Genomic DNA, 15,549 nt, shown 5'->3' on the forward strand with positions numbered 1-15,549 from the left:
CGCTGCTCTACGGTCGTGCCGTGATCCCGTTTCCGCCCGCCGGCACCGAAGCCGAGTTCGACGCGCTGACCAGGCAAGACCTCCTTCCGGCGGTGACTTCGCTGGGCCTTGGCGAGGCTGTCCCGTTCACCGAGGGTTCCTTGCCGGTCTACGCCGTCGGCGAAGATCTGGTGCTCAAGCTGTTCCCGCCGGTGCATCGCGACGAACTCCCGACCGAGCGGACGATGCTCGAGGTCCTGCACGGGAAACTGCCGATCCCGACCCCCGCCGTGCACGAGGCCGGTGAACGGGACGGCTGGGGCTACGTGCTCATGGACCGCCTGCGCGGCGAAACGCTGAAGGACGCCTGGCCGAAACTGTCCACAGAGGACAAGCACCGGCTCGCTCCCGAACTCGGCGAGGCGCTGGCCGCCCTGCATTCGCTGCACGACCCGCGGCTCGACGTCCTCGGCCCGCCGGACTGGGCCGCGTTCGTCGCCGGGCAGCGCGAAAAGGTCGTCGAGCATCACCGCCGGACCGGGCTCGACGAGTCTTGGATCAGCCGGATTCCGGCGTTCCTCGACTCGGTCGACCTGGGCAGCCCGCCGGTCGTCCCGCTGCACACCGAATTCATGCGTGACCACCTCATGGTCGTCCACGACGGCGAACGCCCTCGGCTGACCGGCCTCTTCGATTTCGAACCGGCGATGCGGGGTGCGGCCGAGTACGACTTCGTCGCCGTCGGTCTGTTCGTTTCGGGCGGGGACAAGGATTTCCTGCGTCGCCTGCTGGCCGGATACGGCGTCGAGCCGGACGAAGAGTTCTCCCGGCGTTGCCTGGCCTACGCTCTTTTGCACGTCTACAGCAATTTCACCTGGTACTTCAGGGTTCTTCCCGCACCGGACGAGCCGACGCTGGAGAGCCTCAGCCGCGCTTGGTGGTAGCTCACGTGACGGGTACGGCTTCCGGGCCGCGGATCGAGAGCGGCAGGCGGCGCGGCCGGAAGGACCCGGCCGGTCACCCGCCCGAAGAGCCGAAGATCCTTCTCACCCGGTGATAATCCCGCGCAGGAACTCCAGGTAGCCCGGCCGCTCGGCCGCGGACAGCAGCGTTCCGCCGCTCGCTCGCTGAGCCTGGATCAGGCCGAGGAAAGCCGTGTACGCCAGTAGACCTCGATGCCGGGCCTCGGTTTCGGGACGGCCCATTTCCCGGAAACACCGGACGATGAAGTCGACGCGCCGCGCGGTGACGTCCGCGAGCAGCGGGCCGATCACCGGGTCGCCGGCATGGGCGAGCAGGGTCAGCTCGGCCCGCTCGTCGTCCTTGCCGCTGAAGACGAGTTCGAAAAGCTCGCGCAGCCTTCGCTCCGGATCCGAGATCCCGTCCAGCAGGGTGATCAGCGCCTCGGTGTCGTGCTCGACCCACCGGCGCACGGCCGCTTCGACCAGGGCGTCCCGATTCGCGAAATGCCAGTAGAAGCTGCCTTTCGTCGTCCCGAGTTTCGCCGCGAGAGGCTCGACGGCGATCGCGGCGACCCCGCCGTCGCACAACGCTTCGAGCGCCGCGTCGGCCCAATCTTCACGGGCGAGCTTCCGTTTCACGCTCCGTACGCTACCGTATGGGAAACCATACGGCACCGTACGGAGGCTGACATGCCCTTCGGATCACCCGCGAACTGGGGCGCGACCCCGGAAGAACGCCGCCGCGCGCAGCCGGCGGACACCCTGCTCGACGGCCCGATCGCGCACTTCGACCGGGCGATCACCGTGCACGCGCCCGCCGCGCTCGCCTACCGCTGGCTCTGCCAGATCTCGGTCGCGCCCTACAGCTACGACCTGCTCGACAATCTGGGGCGCCGCAGTCCGAGCACGCTCACCCCCGGCGCCGACGAACTCGCTCCCGGCGACAAGCTGATCGTGTTCGAGCTGACCGAGGTCGAACCGGGGCACCAGCTCACCGGCCGCACCTTCGCCGAATCCGAGAAGGTGTTCGGCCCGGTGGCCGCCACTTACTCGGTCGAACCGATCGACGAAACCTCCTGTCGCATGCTGTGCCGCATCATCGTCACCTCGAAGGGATTCCGCGGCCGCCTCAAGGAGTTCCTGCTCGGCTGGGGCGACCTGGTCATGATGCGGAAGCAGCTGCTGACGTTGAAGAAGTACGCCGAACGGGACGCGCGGCTCGGTCACCTCTCGTGAGTGGTAAGGACGGTTAGAACCGTCCTTACCACTCACGAGCGTCTAGGGCAGCGCGCGCCTCAACAGCTCGGCCAGGTGCAGCGCCCGCCGTCCGTCGAGCTGCTCGATCTGCGTCCGGCAGCTGAAGCCGTCGGCGACCACCTCGGTGCCCTCGGCCGCGGCACGGATCGCGGGCAGCATGCGGTCTTCGGCGCAGGCGACGGAAACGTCGTAGTGCCCGCGTTCGAAGCCGAAGTTGCCCGCCAGTCCACAGCAGCCGGAGTCCATTGTGGAATTGTGGACACCCGCGGCGCGCATCGCGGCCTCGTCGGCGTCGAAGCCGAGCACGGCGTGCTGGTGACAGTGCACCTGGCTGAGCGCTTCGACGTCGAGCGACCGGAATTCGAGCGGCGAGTCCTCGACGAGTTCGGCGAAGGTCCTGGTCCGTTCGGCGAGCAGTTCCGCCACCGGGTCGCCGGGCAGGAGCGCCGGGAGATCGCCGCGGAACAGAGCCGTGCAGCTCGGCTCCAGACCCGCCACCTGATATCCCGCACGCAGGTACGGTTCGAGTACGGAAAGCGTGCGGCGCAACACCTTCTTCGCCGCGTCGAGCTGTCCGGTGGACACCAGGGTCAGCCCGCAGCAGACGCCGCGATCGGGCAGGACGACGTCGTAGCCGGCGGCGGTGAGCACCTCGGCCGCGGCGTCGAGGACGTCCGGGGTGAGGTAGTTGTTGAAGGAGTCGGGCCAGAGCACGACGGGCCGGGAGCCGGTCGCCCAGCGCTTCAGGTCGGTGCGGCGCCGGGTGAACGGCGCCGTGGCGAACGTCGGCAGCTCCCGTTCCGGCGCGATCCCGCCGAACTTCTTCAGGAGCCCGGAGAACCGGCGTGAGATCGTGTTCGCCGGCCGGGGCGCCAGCGCCGCCGCGCGCAACCACAGCGGAAGCCAGCCCATCGAGTAGTGCGACGCCGGGCGCAGCCGTCCCTTGTGATGCTGGTGCAGGAACTCCGCCTTGTACGTCGCCATGTCGACGTCGACCGGGCAATCGGACAGGCATCCTTTGCACGACAGGCAGAGATCCAGCGCCTCGGCGACCTCTTCCGAGCGCCAGCCGTCGGTGATCAGTTCGCCGTTCACCATTTCGGCGAGCAGATGCGCGCGCCCCCGCGTCGAGTGCTTTTCCTCGCGCGTGGCGCGGTAGCTCGGGCACATCACGCCCGCACCGGTGGTGTTGCGGCATTTCCCGACGCCGACGCAGCGCCGCATCGCCTGCCCGAAGCTGCCCCGGTCTTCCGGGTACGCGAGCGCGGTGACGTCTTCGAGGTCCAGCGGCGCGCGCCGGACGCGGAGATCGGCGTCGACCGGCCTGGGGTTCACCAGGATGCCCGGGTTCATCATGCCCGCCGGATCGAAGATTCCCTTGAACCGCGCGAAGAGCGCGAGGATTTCGGGGCTGTACATCCGGGTCAGCAGTTCCGAGCGGGCCTGTCCGTCACCGTGTTCCCCGGACAGCGAGCCACCGTGCGCGGCGACCAGGTCCGCCGCCTCTTCGAGGAACGACCGGAACCCGGCGATCCCTCGCGGTGACAACAGATCGAAGTCCAGCCGCAGGTGCAGGCAGCCCTCGCCGTAGTGGCCGTAGACGACGCTCTTGCGGCCGTGCTCGCGCATGAGCTGCTTGAACTCCCGCAGATAGGCGCCCAAACGCTCGGGCGGGACGGCCGCGTCCTCCCAGCCGGGCCAGGCCTCCTCACCGCCGGCCAGCCGGGTCGCGAGACCGGCGCCCTCCTCCCGGATCCGCCACAGCCGCTTCTGCGCGGCCACGTCGTCCAGGAGCGCGGATCCGGTCAGCGCGCCGCGGAGCCCGTCGATCAGGCCGCGCGCCTTGTCCGGATCGGCCATCTCGACGAACAGCCACGCACCGCCCGGCGGAAGCCCGTCGGCGCGACCGGGTTCGAGCAGGGCGACGAGGTCCGCGTCGACACCCTCGACGGTCAGCGGCGACCACGGCAGGATCTCCATGACCGCGTCGGCCGCGGCGATGTCGGACTCGAAGCCGAGCACCGCGAGCACCTTGCGTTTCGGCACCTCGGCGAGGGACACCGTCGCCTCCAGCACGGTGACGCAGGTGCCCTCGCTGCCGACCAGCGCCTTGGCGACGTCGAAACCGTTCTCCGGCAACAGGTGCTCCAGCCCGTAGCCGGACACCCGCCTGCTGAACGAGGACAGCTCGGTCCGCAGCAGCGCCAGGTTGTCGTGGACGAGCGCGCGCAGTTCCGAGAAGACCCGGCCTTCCGTGCCGGGCCGGGACGCCCGCGCGTCCACTTCGGACGGCGACGTCGGGCCGACGGTGAGCCGGGTGCCGTCGTAGAGCAGCACGTCCAGTTCCCGGACGACGTCGACCGTCCGGCCCCAGGCGACCGAATGCGAGCCGCAGGCGTTGTTGCCGATCATCCCGCCGATCGTGCAGCGCGAATGCGTCGACGGATCGGGCCCGAACCGGAGGCCGTGGGGCGCGGCGAGCCGCTGGAGGTCGTCGAGGACGGTTCCCGGGGCGACCCTCGCCGTGCGGGCGGCCGGGTCGAGGCCGAGAACGCCGCCGAAGTGGCGTGACGTGTCGATCACGACGCCCGGCCCGCACGAGTTGCCGGCGACGCTGGTGCCGCCGCCGCGGGCGATCACGGGCAGCCCGGCCTCCCGGCAGGCGGCGACGGCCGCGATCACTTCGTCGACGCTCCGCGGCAGCACCACACCCTTCGGCACGTGCCGGTAGTTGGAGGCATCGGTCGTGTACAGCGCCAGTGTCGCGGCGTCGGCCAGGATCTCCACGGGGTCCATTCAAGACAACCGCGGGCGAGAACGCATCGGCGAACCTCTCCGGACGGGTGTGTCGGAAACCACGTCCGATATGCGATCGTGAGCGCGTGACGGCGAGACGGCACGCCGGTGAAGACCTCGCCGCCGAGCACAGCGCGGTGCTCGGCGGGCTTCTTCGCGAGCGCGAAGAGCTGCTCGCCACCCTCGACCGGGTCGCGGCCCTCAACGGCACCGCGCGCCTGATCCGCGAGTCGATCGGCACGCATTCCGGCTTCGTCGCCGAGCTGACCGGGCCCGAACAGGCGGTGATCCGCTGGATGTCGGGCACCCGCACGGACGCGTTGCAGGACCTCGCCGTGCCCATCGGCCAGGGCATCGGCGGGCGGGTGCTCGCGCTGGGCAAGCCGGTGCGGGTCAACGACTACGTCAACTCGCCGAGCATCACCCACCAGTTCGACGCGCAGGTACGCGGTGAGGGCCTCGCCGCGATGATCGCCGTCCCGATCGTCAGCGGGACCGAGACCGTCGCCATCGCGTACGCCGCCATGCGCGAGCGCCGCGACTTCGGCGACGACGCGGTCCAGTCCCTCGAAGACATCGCCACCGAGGCCGGCCGGGCGCTGAAACTGGCGTCGGTCGCCGAGGCCGACCGCGAGACCGCGCTGTCCGCCGAGCGGCTCCGGATGCAGAGCGCGCTGCACGATTCGGTCGGCGCGCTGCTGTTCTCCATCGGCGTCCAGGTCCGGAACCTGCACGAGGACATCAGCGACAACCCGGCGCTCGAATCGCGGCTGCGACGGCTGGAGGGCGACGTGTCGGCCGCGTCGAGAGCGCTGCGCGAGTCGTTGCTGGCGTTGTCGGAGTCGAGCCCGGAACGCGCGCTGCCGGTGGAGCTGGCCGAGCACTGCCGCTCGTTCCAGGCGCGCTGCGGCGTCCCGGCGCGCTTCGTCCAGCTCGCGCCGGTGCCGCGGCTCGACGCCGAACGCACCGGCCTGCTGGTGGCGGCGGTGCGGGAGGGCCTGCTCAACGTGGAGAAGCACGCGGACGCGCTGTCCGTCGTGGTCAGCCTGCTGCCCAGCGAAGACGGCGTGCAGGTGGTGGTCGCCGACGACGGGACCGGGCATCGCTCCGGAGACGAGGAGCCTGAGCCGGGGACCGGGATGGGGCTGCGCGCGCTGGCCGAACGCGCCGCGCGGCTCGGCGGCCGGGTCAGCCTGGTCCGCGACGAGGACGACGGGTGCACGCTGCGCGCATGGGTACCGGAACCGTGCCGTCGCCGGTGACGGTCCTCGTCGTGGACGACCACCCGGTGGTCCGCGACGGGGTGAGCCTGCTGCTGCGCTACGACCCGGCGATGACCGTGGTCGGTTCGGCCGAGACCGGCCGGTCCGCGATCCAGCGGGCGGCTGAGCTGAAGCCGGTGCTGATCCTGCTGGACCTGCGGCTGCCGGACATGCTCGCGCCCGAGGTCATCGCCGAGCTCCGGCGCGTGCACCCGGCCGGGCGGATCGTGGTGTTCACCGCGCACGGCGACCATCAGGGTGTCCGGGCCGCGCTGGATTCCGGGGCGCACGGCTGCCTGCTCAAGGACGTCGCCGGGACGGATCTGGTGGCGGCGCTGCGGCAGGTGCTCAGGGGTGAGCGCGTCGTCGATCCGCGCATCTTCCCCGACGACGGCCAGCGGTCCGACGCACTGGCCCGCAGTGGCCTGACGCGGCGCGAGTACGAGGTTTTACGACTCGCGGCGCAGGGGCAGACGAATCCGGAGATCGCGGAATCGACCGGCCTGGCGCGGAACACGGTGAAGACCTACCTGCAGTCGGCACTGCACAAACTCGGCGCCCGGAACCGCGTCGAGGCCATCGGTAAAGCCTCCGAAGCCGGCCTCCTCTAACCCCTCCGCAATTAGTCACCTACTTGCGGTAGTTCGACGATGAACTACCGCAAGTAGATGACGAATTGCGGGGTTCGGGTGCGTGAGGACCGCAAGCAGGTGACGAATTGCGCTGTGTCCGTTTTGTAGCCGTCTGGGTCTCCAGGTGGGGGTAACGCGGCGGAGGGTGCCCACGCAGGATGACCGCCACCGATCGTGACTCGGGTCACACGGATGGAGGAGGCGGCTTGCTGAGTGTCCGTGATCTTCAAGTGCGGTACGGCCGATCGGTGGCCGCACTGCACGGGGTCGACCTCGACGTTTCACCCGATGGAGTGCTGGCCGTCCTCGGCAGCAACGGTGCCGGGAAATCGACTCTGCTGCGCACGGTCTCCGGCACGCTGCGTATGCACCGCGGCTCGGTTTCCGCCGGCGAGGTGCGCTACGACGGCAAACCACTGACCAAACTGGACCCCGCCCGCATCGTCGGTCTCGGTGTGGTCGGCGTCCCCGAAGGCCGCCAGGTCTTCGCGCGGATGACGGTCGAGGAGAACCTGCGCGCGGGCGGGATCGGCGCCCGCTCCCCCGAGCAGCGCGCCGCCGCCCGCAAACGCGTCGACGAGCTCTTCCCGGTCCTGTCCGAACGGGCCAAACAACGGGCGGGCCTGCTCTCCGGCGGCGAGCAGCAGATGCTCGCGATCGGCCGCGCGCTGATGTCCGGCCCGCGACTCCTTCTGCTTGACGAACCCTCGCTGGGGCTCGCGCCGAAGATCGTCGAGCGGATCAGCGACATCATCCGCGAGATCCACGACCAGGGCACCGCCGTGGTGCTGGTCGAGCAGAACGCCGTGATGGCGTTGCGCGTCGCCGATCACGCGATCGTCCTGGAGGTGGGCCGGGTCGCGCTCGCCGGGACGACGGCCGAACTCGCGGCGAGCGAGGAGGTCCAGCGGCTCTACCTCGGTGGCCACGCCGAATCGCAGGCCACCGCCGAGGCCGAAGCCGCCGACGCCCGCAAGCAGCTCGCGGGCCGGAGCCTGTCGAGGTGGGCCGGATGACGCCGCCCGAGCTGCACGTCGAGAACGTGACCCTGCGCTTCGGCGGGATCAGGGCGCTCGACGACGTCTCCTTCACCGTCGGTTCCGGCTCGCTGCACGCGCTCATCGGGCCGAACGGCGCCGGGAAGTCCAGCTGTTTCAACGTGATCAGCGGGCTCTACCGGGCGAACACCGGCCGCGTCCGGCTCGACGACGCCGTCCTTTCCGGACTCCCGCCGCACCGGCTGGCCGGCCTCGGCGTCGGCCGGTCGTTCCAGAACGCCGCCCTCTCCCCCGGCTCCACCGTGCTCGACAACGTCATGCTCGGACGGCACGCGCTGACCAAGGGCGGCTTCCTCGCCTGCGGGCTCCGGCTGCCGTGGACGGTCCGCGCCGAACGACGGCATTCCGCGCGGGCCAAGGAGATCTGCGACTTCCTCGGCATCGGCGCGCTGGTGGATCTCCCGGTCGGCGCGCTGCCCTACGGCGCCGTGAAACGCGTCGACCTCGCCCGCGCGCTCGCCGTCGAACCGGTCCTGCTGCTGCTCGACGAACCCGCGGCGGGCATGAACGCGACCGAGACCGCCGAACTGGCCGGGACGATCCGCGACGTCCGTGACGAGCTCGGCATCTCGATCCTGCTGGTGGAACACGACATGGGGCTGGTGATGGGCATCGCGGACCGGGTCACCGTCCTGGACTTCGGCAGGCGGATCGCCGACGGCACCCCGGCCGAGGTCCAGTCGGATCCGGACGTGATCAGGGCATATCTCGGCACGGAGGCCACGGCGTGAACACTTTCCTGCAACTCGTGGTGAACGGACTCGGCAAGGGCGCGGTGTTCGCGTTGCTGGCGCTGGGTTTCGTGATCATCTTCAAGGCCACCGAAGTGGTCAACTTCGCGCACGGCTCGCTCGTGCTCTTCGGTGGCTACCTGGTCGTCGTGACGCGCGAATCGCTCGGCTGGGCGGGCGCCTCACTGGTCGGCATCATCTCGGCCGGTCTGCTCGCCCTGCTGCTGGAACGGTTCCTGCTGTCCCGCTCGCGGCACGCGGACGCGAACAGCCTGGCGTTGCTGACGATCGGCGTCGACGTGATCATCACCGAGGAGATCGTGCGGCGGCTCGGCGTCACGCTGCCGTTCCTCGGCGACGCCTGGGACGCGCAGCCGTTCCAGATCGGCGGGATCACCCTGTTCCGCACGCATCTGGTGGCGCTGCTCGTCGCCGCCGTGCTGATCACCGCGTTCACGGTGGCGTTCAAGTATTCGAACTGGGGCGTCGCGATGCGAGCCCAGGCCGAGAACCGCGAAGCCGCCGCGCTGATGGGGATCCGCAGTTCGCGGGTGACGGCGACCGCGTGGGTGGTCGCCGGTGTGCTCGCCGGAGTCGCGGTGCTCTTCATCGCCACACAGGACTTCTCCGGCGCGGGACTGTCCCGCGGCACGCACTCCATCGCGCTCGCGGCGTTCCCCGCGGCCATCCTCGGCGGGCTGGACTCGACGGCGGGCGCGGTGGTGGGCGGTCTGGTCGTCGGGCTGGTCGAGGCGCTTTCGGCGCAGTACGTGTCGTTCGACTTCTCCAAGAGCGCGGTCTTCCTGGTGATGCTCGTGGTCCTGGTGGTGCGGCCGTCGGGGTTGTTCGGGACAAGGGAGAGCACCCGTGTCTGACACCGCCGTGAAAACCCCTCCCGCCGCCCCGACGGCACCGCCCGCGAAACGCGATCGGGGACGGCTGCTCAAGACGCTGGCCTGGATCGCGCTGCTCGTCGTCCTGCTCGCGATCCCGTTGTACCTCGACGCCGCCTGGCTGAAGGCCGGGCAGTACATGATGATCGGCGGGGTCGGCGCGATCGGGCTGACGATGCTGGTCGGGCAGGCCGGGCAGTTGTCCCTGGCACACGCGTTCTTCCTGCTGGCGGGCGCGACCGGCTACACCGTCCTTTCCGGACCGGTCGACGACGAGCGTGTGTTCGGGCTCGGCCTCGACCCCGGCCTGTCGCTGGTCGGCGCGGTGGTCATCGCCGCGCTGCTCGGCTTGGCGTTCGCGCCGGTTTCCGGACGGCTGCGCGGGATCTACCTCGGTGTCGCGTCGCTATCGCTGGTGTTCCTCGGGCTCTACTTCGGACAGTCGGCCGAGACCCTGACCGGCGGGACGTCGACCGGGCGCAGCCCCGAACCGTTCTCGCTGTTCGGTTTCCCGTTCACCAACGACGGCCCCGAAATCGAGCTGATGGGCGTGCCGATCCGGCAGGCGGAGCGGCTCTGGTACCTGTTCCTGCTGCTGACCGTGCTCGCGTTCGTGGTCGCCAAGGCGGCGGTGCGCAGCCGGGTCGGCCGGTCGTGGCGCGCGGTGCGGGACAACGAGGCCGCCGCGTCCGTGATGGGCGTCAGCGTCACGCGCGCCAAGGCCGGCGCGTTCGCCGTCTCGTCGGCGTACGCGGGGCTCGCGGGCGCGATGACCGTGCTGTGGTTCGACATCCTCAAACCCGACGAGAGCGAATTCGGCACGTACGGCATCAACATCTCCATCGCCTTCCTGGCCATGGTGATCATCGGGGGACTCGGCTCGGTGCCCGGCGCGCTCGTGGGCGCGCTGATCGTCAACGGGCTGCCGCAAGTGCTTTCGCTGTACTCCGCCGATCTCGGCTGGTTCTCCGGAACCGGCGACGGCGCACTGACCCCGATCCTGGTCAGCTCGTTCGTCTACGGCGCGGCGATCATCCTCGTGGTGCTCTTCGAACCGGGCGGGCTCGCCGCGATCGGACGCCGGATCACGTCAGCAAGGAAACCTCATCTCCCGGAGGAGCAAGACAAATGAAGCGCACATATCCGGCCGTCGCGCTGGCGGCGGTCCTCGCCCTCTCGGCGTGCAGCACGAAGGCGGGCGACTCGGGGTCCTCGGGGGCGGACGGATCGGGCGTCAAGACCGACAAAGGAGTGACGGCATCGGAGATCACCCTCGGCGTGATGACCGACAAGACCGGGGTGTTCAAGAACCTCGGTCTCGGCATCACGCAGGGGAACGAGTTGTGGGCCAAGGACTTCAACACCGCGGGCGGGGCCTGCGGCCGTCAGGTCAAACTCGAGACCGTCGACCACGGCTACAAGGCGGACACGGCGAAGACGCTGTATCCGCAGATCGAGCCGAAGGTCCTCGGCTTCGTGCAGTTGCTCGGCTCGCCCGTGGTGGCCGCGCTGAAGCAGAACATCGCGTCGGACAAGACCGTCGCCGCCCCCGCCTCGTGGTCTTCGGAGCTGCTCGACAACCAGTACGTGATGATCGTCGGGACGACATACGACCTGGAGATCATCGACGGGCTGTCGTACTTCCAGGAACAGGGCCTGGTGAAGGACGGCGACACGATCGGGCACGTCTACATCGACGGCGAATACGGCAAGAACGGCCTGCGCGGCTCGCAGTTCTACGCGAAGAAGCACAATCTGACGGTCAAGGAGGTCAAGGTGACCTCCACGGACAACGACCTCACCAACATCGTCACCGGGCTCAAGGGCGACGGCGTCAAGGCCATCGTCCTGACCACCACGCCCGCCCAGACCGGTTCGGCCCTCGCGGCGAACAAGGCGCTCGGGCTGAACGTCCCCGTGCTCGGCAACAACCCGGTGTTCGATCCGGTGCTGCTGAAGAGCCCGGCGGCGAACGCGCTGGACAAGCTGACGATCGTCGCCAGCAGCGTGCCGTTCTCCGCCGACATCCCCAAGGCCAAGGACGTCGCTACGAAGTACAAGGCGGCGTACAAGGAGACCCCGAACGGCGGGATCCCCTACGGCTACGCGGTCGGCGAGGTCTGGGGCACCGTGCTCAAGAAGGCCTGTGAGAACAAGGACCTCACCCGGGACGGCATCGCCGCGGCGCTGAAGCAGACGACGTCGGCGAGCACGGGTGACCTGGTGGCGGCGCTGGACTTCTCGAAGGCGGGCACCCCGGCGACACGCCAGGTGTACGCGGCGACACCGGACGCGTCGGCCGAGGGCGGGGTCCGCTACGTCAAGCCGCTGTTCGAGGCTCCCGAGGCGAAGGAGTACGTGGCTCCGCACCAGAAGTGAGTCTCGCTTCGGCGAGCGCGTCCGCTTCGGCCAACGGTGTGGTGCCGTTGGCCGAAGCGGCGTCGAGAATCGTTCGCGTGGTGTCCTCCAGGGTTTCGACTCGGGCGATCGCCTGTTCGTGCGTGAGGTTTTGGGCTTCCCTGCCGAGCGTGTAGACCACTCCCCCGGCGCTCGCGACGAAATCCGGGATCCACAGAACTCCCCGGGCGGAAAGCTCGTCGGCCACGGTGTCGTCGGTGAGCTGGTTGTTGGCCGGGCCGACGACCAGCGGAGCGGAGACCTCGGTTTCCGGGCCGAAGACCCCGCCGACCGCGGCCGGGATCAGGACATCGGCCTCGATGCCGAGCACTTCCTCCGGCCGGACCAGGGGGAGGCCTTGTTCGCGGGCCGCGGCGAGGCGTCGTTCGTCCACATCGGACACGACGACCTCGGCCCCCTGCTGGACCAGGTCCGTGGCCAGGTGGGCGCCGACCGAGCCGTATCCGCTGATCACCACCTTGCGGCCGTGCATTCCTTCGTCACCGAAGACAGCCAGCGCGCCCGCGCGCAGGGCGGCGAGTACGCCGACGGCGGTCGGCCCGCTCGACGAACCGGTCCCGCCGTGCTCCTGGGGAAGGCAGAACACGTGCGGGGTCCGCTCGCGTAGCACGAGCATGTCCTCCGGGCCGGTTCCGACGTCGGGACCGGCGAGATACGCGCCGCCGAGCGACTCGATGAGGTCGGCGTGGTCGAGCAGGATCTCGCGCCGCTGCTCGGCCGTCGGCACGGCGTCGAGTGCGACGACACTCTTGCCGCCGCCGAAGTCCAGGCCCGCGACCGCGCATTTGCGCGTCATCGCCGCGGACAGCCGCAGCACGTCGTCGATCGCGTCGTGGACGCGTGGATAGACCTTGAACCGGCAGCCGCCGACGGCCGGGCCGAGCGTGCTCGAATGCACGGCCACCATCGTGGTCACTCCGGACCGGCGTCCCCTCCGGACGACCAACTCCTGTACGGACATCTCATCCCTTCCCGCGCAATTAGTCACCTACTTGCGCTGAAGTTAGGGTGATTCACAGGGTGTCAGGAGTTTTGCCGAACGTTATTCGGCAGGTAGGCGGAGGTGGCAGGCGTGGACGAACTTGATTCGGCGATCATCCGGGAACTCCAGGCGGATGCGCGGCAGTCGAACCGCGACATCGCCCGGAAGGTCGGCGTCGCGCCGTCGACCTGTCTGGAACGGACCCGGCTGCTGCGGGAGCGCGGCGTCATCCGCGGGTATCACGCCGACATCGACCTGCGGAGCCTCAACCGCGGCGTCCAGGCGATGGTCTCGGCGCAGGTGCGGCCCTTGAGCCGGGAGGTGATCGACTCGTTCCAGCGCTCGGTCGCGGAATTGCCGGAAGTCCTTTCGGTCTACGTCACCGCCGGCAGCGACGATTTCCTGATCCACGTCGCCGCACAGGACGTCGATCAGCTCCACGCATTCCTGGTGGATCGATTGGCGAAGCGCAAGGAGATCATCGGCTTCCGCAGTTCGATCATTTTCCGGCATCTGCGCAAGACCGAACTGGAACCGCTTCCGCCTCGAATACCCGGTGATACCCCTTAGTGGACGACTCGCCGCCCTTCAGTCCGCCCGAAATCCCGGACTTCGCATCCAAGGAGACGGAAACTGTCGGGGGTATGGGTTTGACTGTTCAGTGCGGGACGGAAAGGAGGCACGCCATGGACCTTCGGACGGACCTCAACCATCGTGAGCGGGCCACCCTGAGAGCCGTGGCCGAGGGCCACGCCGAGATCAGCTGCAGCCGCGAGCCGGACCTGTTCGTCGACGGCCTCGCCTGCTGCGACCAGCACACCGCGCATCGCCTCGCCCATCTCGGGCTGGTGGCGCCTGCCAGAGACGGCCGGTGGGGGGAGCGCGTTCCGGCTCTGCTCACCGAGGCCGGAGCGGCCGCGTTGGACGACCTCGCCGGCCCCGGAGCGGCCGCGTAATCCGGTTGCCAGAGCGGCTCGCCGTCGCCACGCTTTGCCGATGCGTGTCTTTCTGGAGACCGAGCGGCTCCTGCTGCGACAGTTCACCGGCGCCGACGTCGACCACCTATTCGCGCTCTACGACGACCCCGAAGTCATGCGTTACCTCAACGGGGGCGAACCAGCCGACCGGGCGGAGATCGAAGAACACGACCTTCCCGCCTTTCTCGGTTACTACGAGCGTTTCCCCGGTTACGGGTTCTGGGCGGCGATCGAGAAATCGAGCGGGGATTTCCTGGGCTGGTTCCATTTCCGCCCGTTGCGCGATCACCATACGGACGACCCCGAACTGGGCTACCGGCTGAACCGGTCGTCCTGGGGCAAGGGGTATGCGACCGAAGGTTCGCTCGCACTCCTGAAGAAGGGGTTCACCGAATTCGGGGCCCGGCGGATCTGGGCGGCGACCATGGCGGTGAACCTGGGGTCCCGGCGGGTCATGGAGAAGATCGGGATGCGGCACGTCCGGACCTATCACGAGCACTTCGACAACCCGATCCCCGGCACCGAGGAGGGCGAGGTCGAGTACGCCATCACGCTGGAGGAGTGGCGGACCCGCGTCGGCCTCGTGAGTGGTAAGGACGGTTAGAACCGTCCTTACCACTCACGAGGTGGGCAGCCAGGTTTCGCCGATCTCCTCGGCCAGGGCCTCCCCGCCGGTGAGGTCGGCGAGCCAGGCGCGGAACGTGTCCCCCTGGCCCGGCGCGAGTCCGACGTCGAAGTGCGCGACGTCCTCGAAGCGGGTCGCGTGCAGGAGGTACGGCGACGAGCGGATGTCGTTCTCCAGCCGTCCGGCGCGGTCGTAGTCGACGACGACCTCCACCAGCCGCAGCCGCCGGTACTCCCGGACGCCGAGGACGTCGACGGCCTCCGAGACGGCCTGTCCGTACGCGCGGATCAGGCCGCCGGTCCCGAGGAGCACCCCGCCGAAGTAGCGGGTCACCACCGCGACCGTGTCGGTCAGCTCCCGGCGGCGGAGCACCTCGAGCATCGGGGTGCCCGCCGTGCCCGCGGGCTCCCCGTCGTCGCTGGAACGCTGGGTGCGCCCGTCGGCGCCCAGCACGAACGCGTGACAGTGGTGCCGGGCCGCCGGATCGGCCTTCTTCCGGCCGGCGATCACCTCACGGGCGGCCTCTTCCGAGGTGACCGGCGCGAGCGCGCAGAGGAACCGCGACCGCCGGATTTCGATCTCGTGAACCCCGGTGCCCGCCACGGTGAGATAACGATCCGCCATCGGCCAAGCCTCTCAAACCGGCCAAGGCACTCTGCCGTTCGGGCGATTCGACGGTCACCCGGGGTCACCGCAACACCGGCGAAACCCACTCCACTGCGCGACCCAGATCACACTTTCGGACTAGGTGAGCGATCGTTTACGCAGCTCAGCGGGCCGATGCCCCACTCAGTGGACGTCTCATTCCAGCCAGTGGGCAGATGATGTTTGAAGTCAACGCCCGCGTGGCATTTCCCACCCCGACCAAGCGACGTATGTCGATAACAGCGATTTCACACTATCGTCATAAGACCGGCGAACCCGGGAGTAACACGTGTACCCGTCAGCCGCCCACCACAGTGGCCGGACGGCACCCA

General features: G+C 69.2%; 16 protein-coding genes. 12 read left to right on the forward strand and 4 right to left on the reverse strand.

Annotation, left to right across the window (positions count from 1 at the left end; genetic code table 11):
* Window positions 1-20 precede the first annotated feature (20 nt).
* Window positions 21-923, forward strand: a complete 903-nt coding sequence (locus BLW75_RS15330; RefSeq protein WP_034312892.1) for a phosphotransferase family protein — start codon at window positions 21-23, stop codon at window positions 921-923.
* 102 nt (window positions 924-1,025) lie between these two features.
* On the opposite strand, the gene BLW75_RS15335 is transcribed toward BLW75_RS15330, so the two are convergent.
* Window positions 1,026-1,580, reverse strand: coding sequence for a TetR/AcrR family transcriptional regulator (locus tag BLW75_RS15335; protein ID WP_034312895.1), 555 nt, complete (start codon window positions 1,578-1,580; stop codon window positions 1,026-1,028).
* A gap of 51 nt (window positions 1,581-1,631) precedes the next feature.
* Between BLW75_RS15335 and BLW75_RS15340 the strand changes: the two genes are divergently transcribed.
* The gene (locus BLW75_RS15340) at window positions 1,632-2,177 is read left to right on the forward strand and encodes an SRPBCC family protein (protein ID WP_034312898.1); all 546 of its coding nucleotides are present in this window, start codon (window positions 1,632-1,634) and stop codon (window positions 2,175-2,177) included.
* Between the two features lie 42 nt (window positions 2,178-2,219).
* On the opposite strand, the gene BLW75_RS15345 is transcribed toward BLW75_RS15340, so the two are convergent.
* Window positions 2,220-4,994, reverse strand: a complete 2,775-nt coding sequence (locus tag BLW75_RS15345; RefSeq protein WP_241783626.1) for an FAD-binding and (Fe-S)-binding domain-containing protein — start codon at window positions 4,992-4,994, stop codon at window positions 2,220-2,222.
* A gap of 86 nt (window positions 4,995-5,080) precedes the next feature.
* On the opposite strand from BLW75_RS15345, the gene BLW75_RS15350 reads away from it, so the two are divergent.
* The 7 genes from BLW75_RS15350 (at window position 5,081) to BLW75_RS15380 (ending at window position 11,949) form a co-directional block, all read left to right on the forward strand.
* Window positions 5,081-6,256, forward strand: a complete 1,176-nt coding sequence (locus BLW75_RS15350; protein WP_034312899.1) for a GAF domain-containing sensor histidine kinase — start codon at window positions 5,081-5,083, stop codon at window positions 6,254-6,256.
* The gene (locus tag BLW75_RS15355) at window positions 6,226-6,867 is read left to right on the forward strand and encodes a response regulator (RefSeq protein WP_034312902.1); all 642 of its coding nucleotides are present in this window, start codon (window positions 6,226-6,228) and stop codon (window positions 6,865-6,867) included. The genes BLW75_RS15350 and BLW75_RS15355 overlap by 31 nt, the downstream gene beginning before the upstream one ends.
* Window positions 6,868-7,094: 227 nt before the next feature.
* Complete coding sequence (locus tag BLW75_RS15360; protein WP_034312904.1) at window positions 7,095-7,904, forward strand: ABC transporter ATP-binding protein; 810 nt, start codon at window positions 7,095-7,097, stop codon at window positions 7,902-7,904.
* Window positions 7,901-8,677, forward strand: a complete 777-nt coding sequence (locus BLW75_RS15365) for an ABC transporter ATP-binding protein (protein ID WP_034313019.1) — start codon at window positions 7,901-7,903, stop codon at window positions 8,675-8,677. Before BLW75_RS15360 ends, BLW75_RS15365 begins: the two co-directional genes overlap by 4 nt.
* Entirely contained in the window at window positions 8,674-9,552 is an 879-nt protein-coding gene (locus tag BLW75_RS15370) for a branched-chain amino acid ABC transporter permease (protein ID WP_034312907.1), read from the forward strand. The genes BLW75_RS15365 and BLW75_RS15370 overlap by 4 nt, the downstream gene beginning before the upstream one ends.
* Window positions 9,545-10,702 carry a branched-chain amino acid ABC transporter permease gene (locus tag BLW75_RS15375; RefSeq protein WP_034312909.1) on the forward strand — a complete coding sequence of 386 codons (1,158 nt, stop codon included), beginning with the start codon at window positions 9,545-9,547 and terminating at the stop codon, window positions 10,700-10,702. The genes BLW75_RS15370 and BLW75_RS15375 overlap by 8 nt, the downstream gene beginning before the upstream one ends.
* The gene (locus BLW75_RS15380) at window positions 10,699-11,949 is read left to right on the forward strand and encodes an ABC transporter substrate-binding protein (protein ID WP_034312911.1); all 1,251 of its coding nucleotides are present in this window, start codon (window positions 10,699-10,701) and stop codon (window positions 11,947-11,949) included. The genes BLW75_RS15375 and BLW75_RS15380 overlap by 4 nt, the downstream gene beginning before the upstream one ends.
* On the opposite strand, the gene BLW75_RS15385 is transcribed toward BLW75_RS15380, so the two are convergent.
* Window positions 11,891-12,949, reverse strand: a complete 1,059-nt coding sequence (locus BLW75_RS15385; protein WP_034312913.1) for a Glu/Leu/Phe/Val dehydrogenase dimerization domain-containing protein — start codon at window positions 12,947-12,949, stop codon at window positions 11,891-11,893. The two genes, BLW75_RS15380 and BLW75_RS15385, sit on opposite strands and share 59 nt — an antisense overlap.
* A 111-nt stretch (window positions 12,950-13,060) precedes the next feature.
* Between BLW75_RS15385 and BLW75_RS15390 the strand changes: the two genes are divergently transcribed.
* The 3 genes from BLW75_RS15390 to BLW75_RS15400 all read left to right on the forward strand — a co-directional run bounded on the left by BLW75_RS15390 (window position 13,061) and on the right by BLW75_RS15400 (window position 14,551).
* Window positions 13,061-13,540 (forward strand): Lrp/AsnC family transcriptional regulator, encoded by a 480-nt coding sequence (locus tag BLW75_RS15390; protein WP_034312915.1) that lies wholly within the window; start codon window positions 13,061-13,063, stop codon window positions 13,538-13,540.
* A gap of 116 nt (window positions 13,541-13,656) precedes the next feature.
* Window positions 13,657-13,926, forward strand: a complete 270-nt coding sequence (locus BLW75_RS15395) for a hypothetical protein (protein ID WP_034313021.1) — start codon at window positions 13,657-13,659, stop codon at window positions 13,924-13,926.
* A gap of 40 nt (window positions 13,927-13,966) precedes the next feature.
* Window positions 13,967-14,551: a GNAT family N-acetyltransferase gene (locus BLW75_RS15400; protein WP_034312917.1), complete on the forward strand. Its 585-nt coding sequence runs from the start codon at window positions 13,967-13,969 to the stop codon at window positions 14,549-14,551.
* Window positions 14,552-14,566: 15 nt separating this feature from the next.
* On the opposite strand, the gene BLW75_RS15405 is transcribed toward BLW75_RS15400, so the two are convergent.
* Window positions 14,567-15,196, reverse strand: a complete 630-nt coding sequence (locus BLW75_RS15405) for a YigZ family protein (protein WP_034312919.1) — start codon at window positions 15,194-15,196, stop codon at window positions 14,567-14,569.
* Between the last annotated feature and the right edge of the window lie 353 nt (window positions 15,197-15,549).

Source organism: Amycolatopsis lurida, from assembly GCF_900105055.1.
GTDB lineage: Bacteria > Actinomycetota > Actinomycetes > Mycobacteriales > Pseudonocardiaceae > Amycolatopsis > Amycolatopsis lurida.

Excerpts from the sequence above, each read along its gene's own strand:
- BLW75_RS15380 (WP_034312911.1), top strand. The coding sequence starts at position 10,699 with ATGAAGCGCACATATCCGGCCGTCGCGCTGGCGGCGGTCCTCGCCCTC.
- BLW75_RS15385 (WP_034312913.1), bottom strand. The coding sequence starts at position 12,949 with ATGTCCGTACAGGAGTTGGTCGTCCGGAGGGGACGCCGGTCCGGAGTG.
- BLW75_RS15340 (WP_034312898.1), top strand. The coding sequence starts at position 1,632 with ATGCCCTTCGGATCACCCGCGAACTGGGGCGCGACCCCGGAAGAACGC.
- BLW75_RS15345 (WP_241783626.1), bottom strand. The coding sequence starts at position 4,994 with ATGGACCCCGTGGAGATCCTGGCCGACGCCGCGACACTGGCGCTGTAC.
- BLW75_RS15365 (WP_034313019.1), top strand. The coding sequence starts at position 7,901 with ATGACGCCGCCCGAGCTGCACGTCGAGAACGTGACCCTGCGCTTCGGC.
- BLW75_RS15395 (WP_034313021.1), top strand. The coding sequence starts at position 13,657 with ATGGACCTTCGGACGGACCTCAACCATCGTGAGCGGGCCACCCTGAGA.
- BLW75_RS15355 (WP_034312902.1), top strand. The coding sequence starts at position 6,226 with ATGGGTACCGGAACCGTGCCGTCGCCGGTGACGGTCCTCGTCGTGGAC.
- BLW75_RS15405 (WP_034312919.1), bottom strand. The coding sequence starts at position 15,196 with ATGGCGGATCGTTATCTCACCGTGGCGGGCACCGGGGTTCACGAGATC.
- BLW75_RS15400 (WP_034312917.1), top strand. The coding sequence starts at position 13,967 with ATGCGTGTCTTTCTGGAGACCGAGCGGCTCCTGCTGCGACAGTTCACC.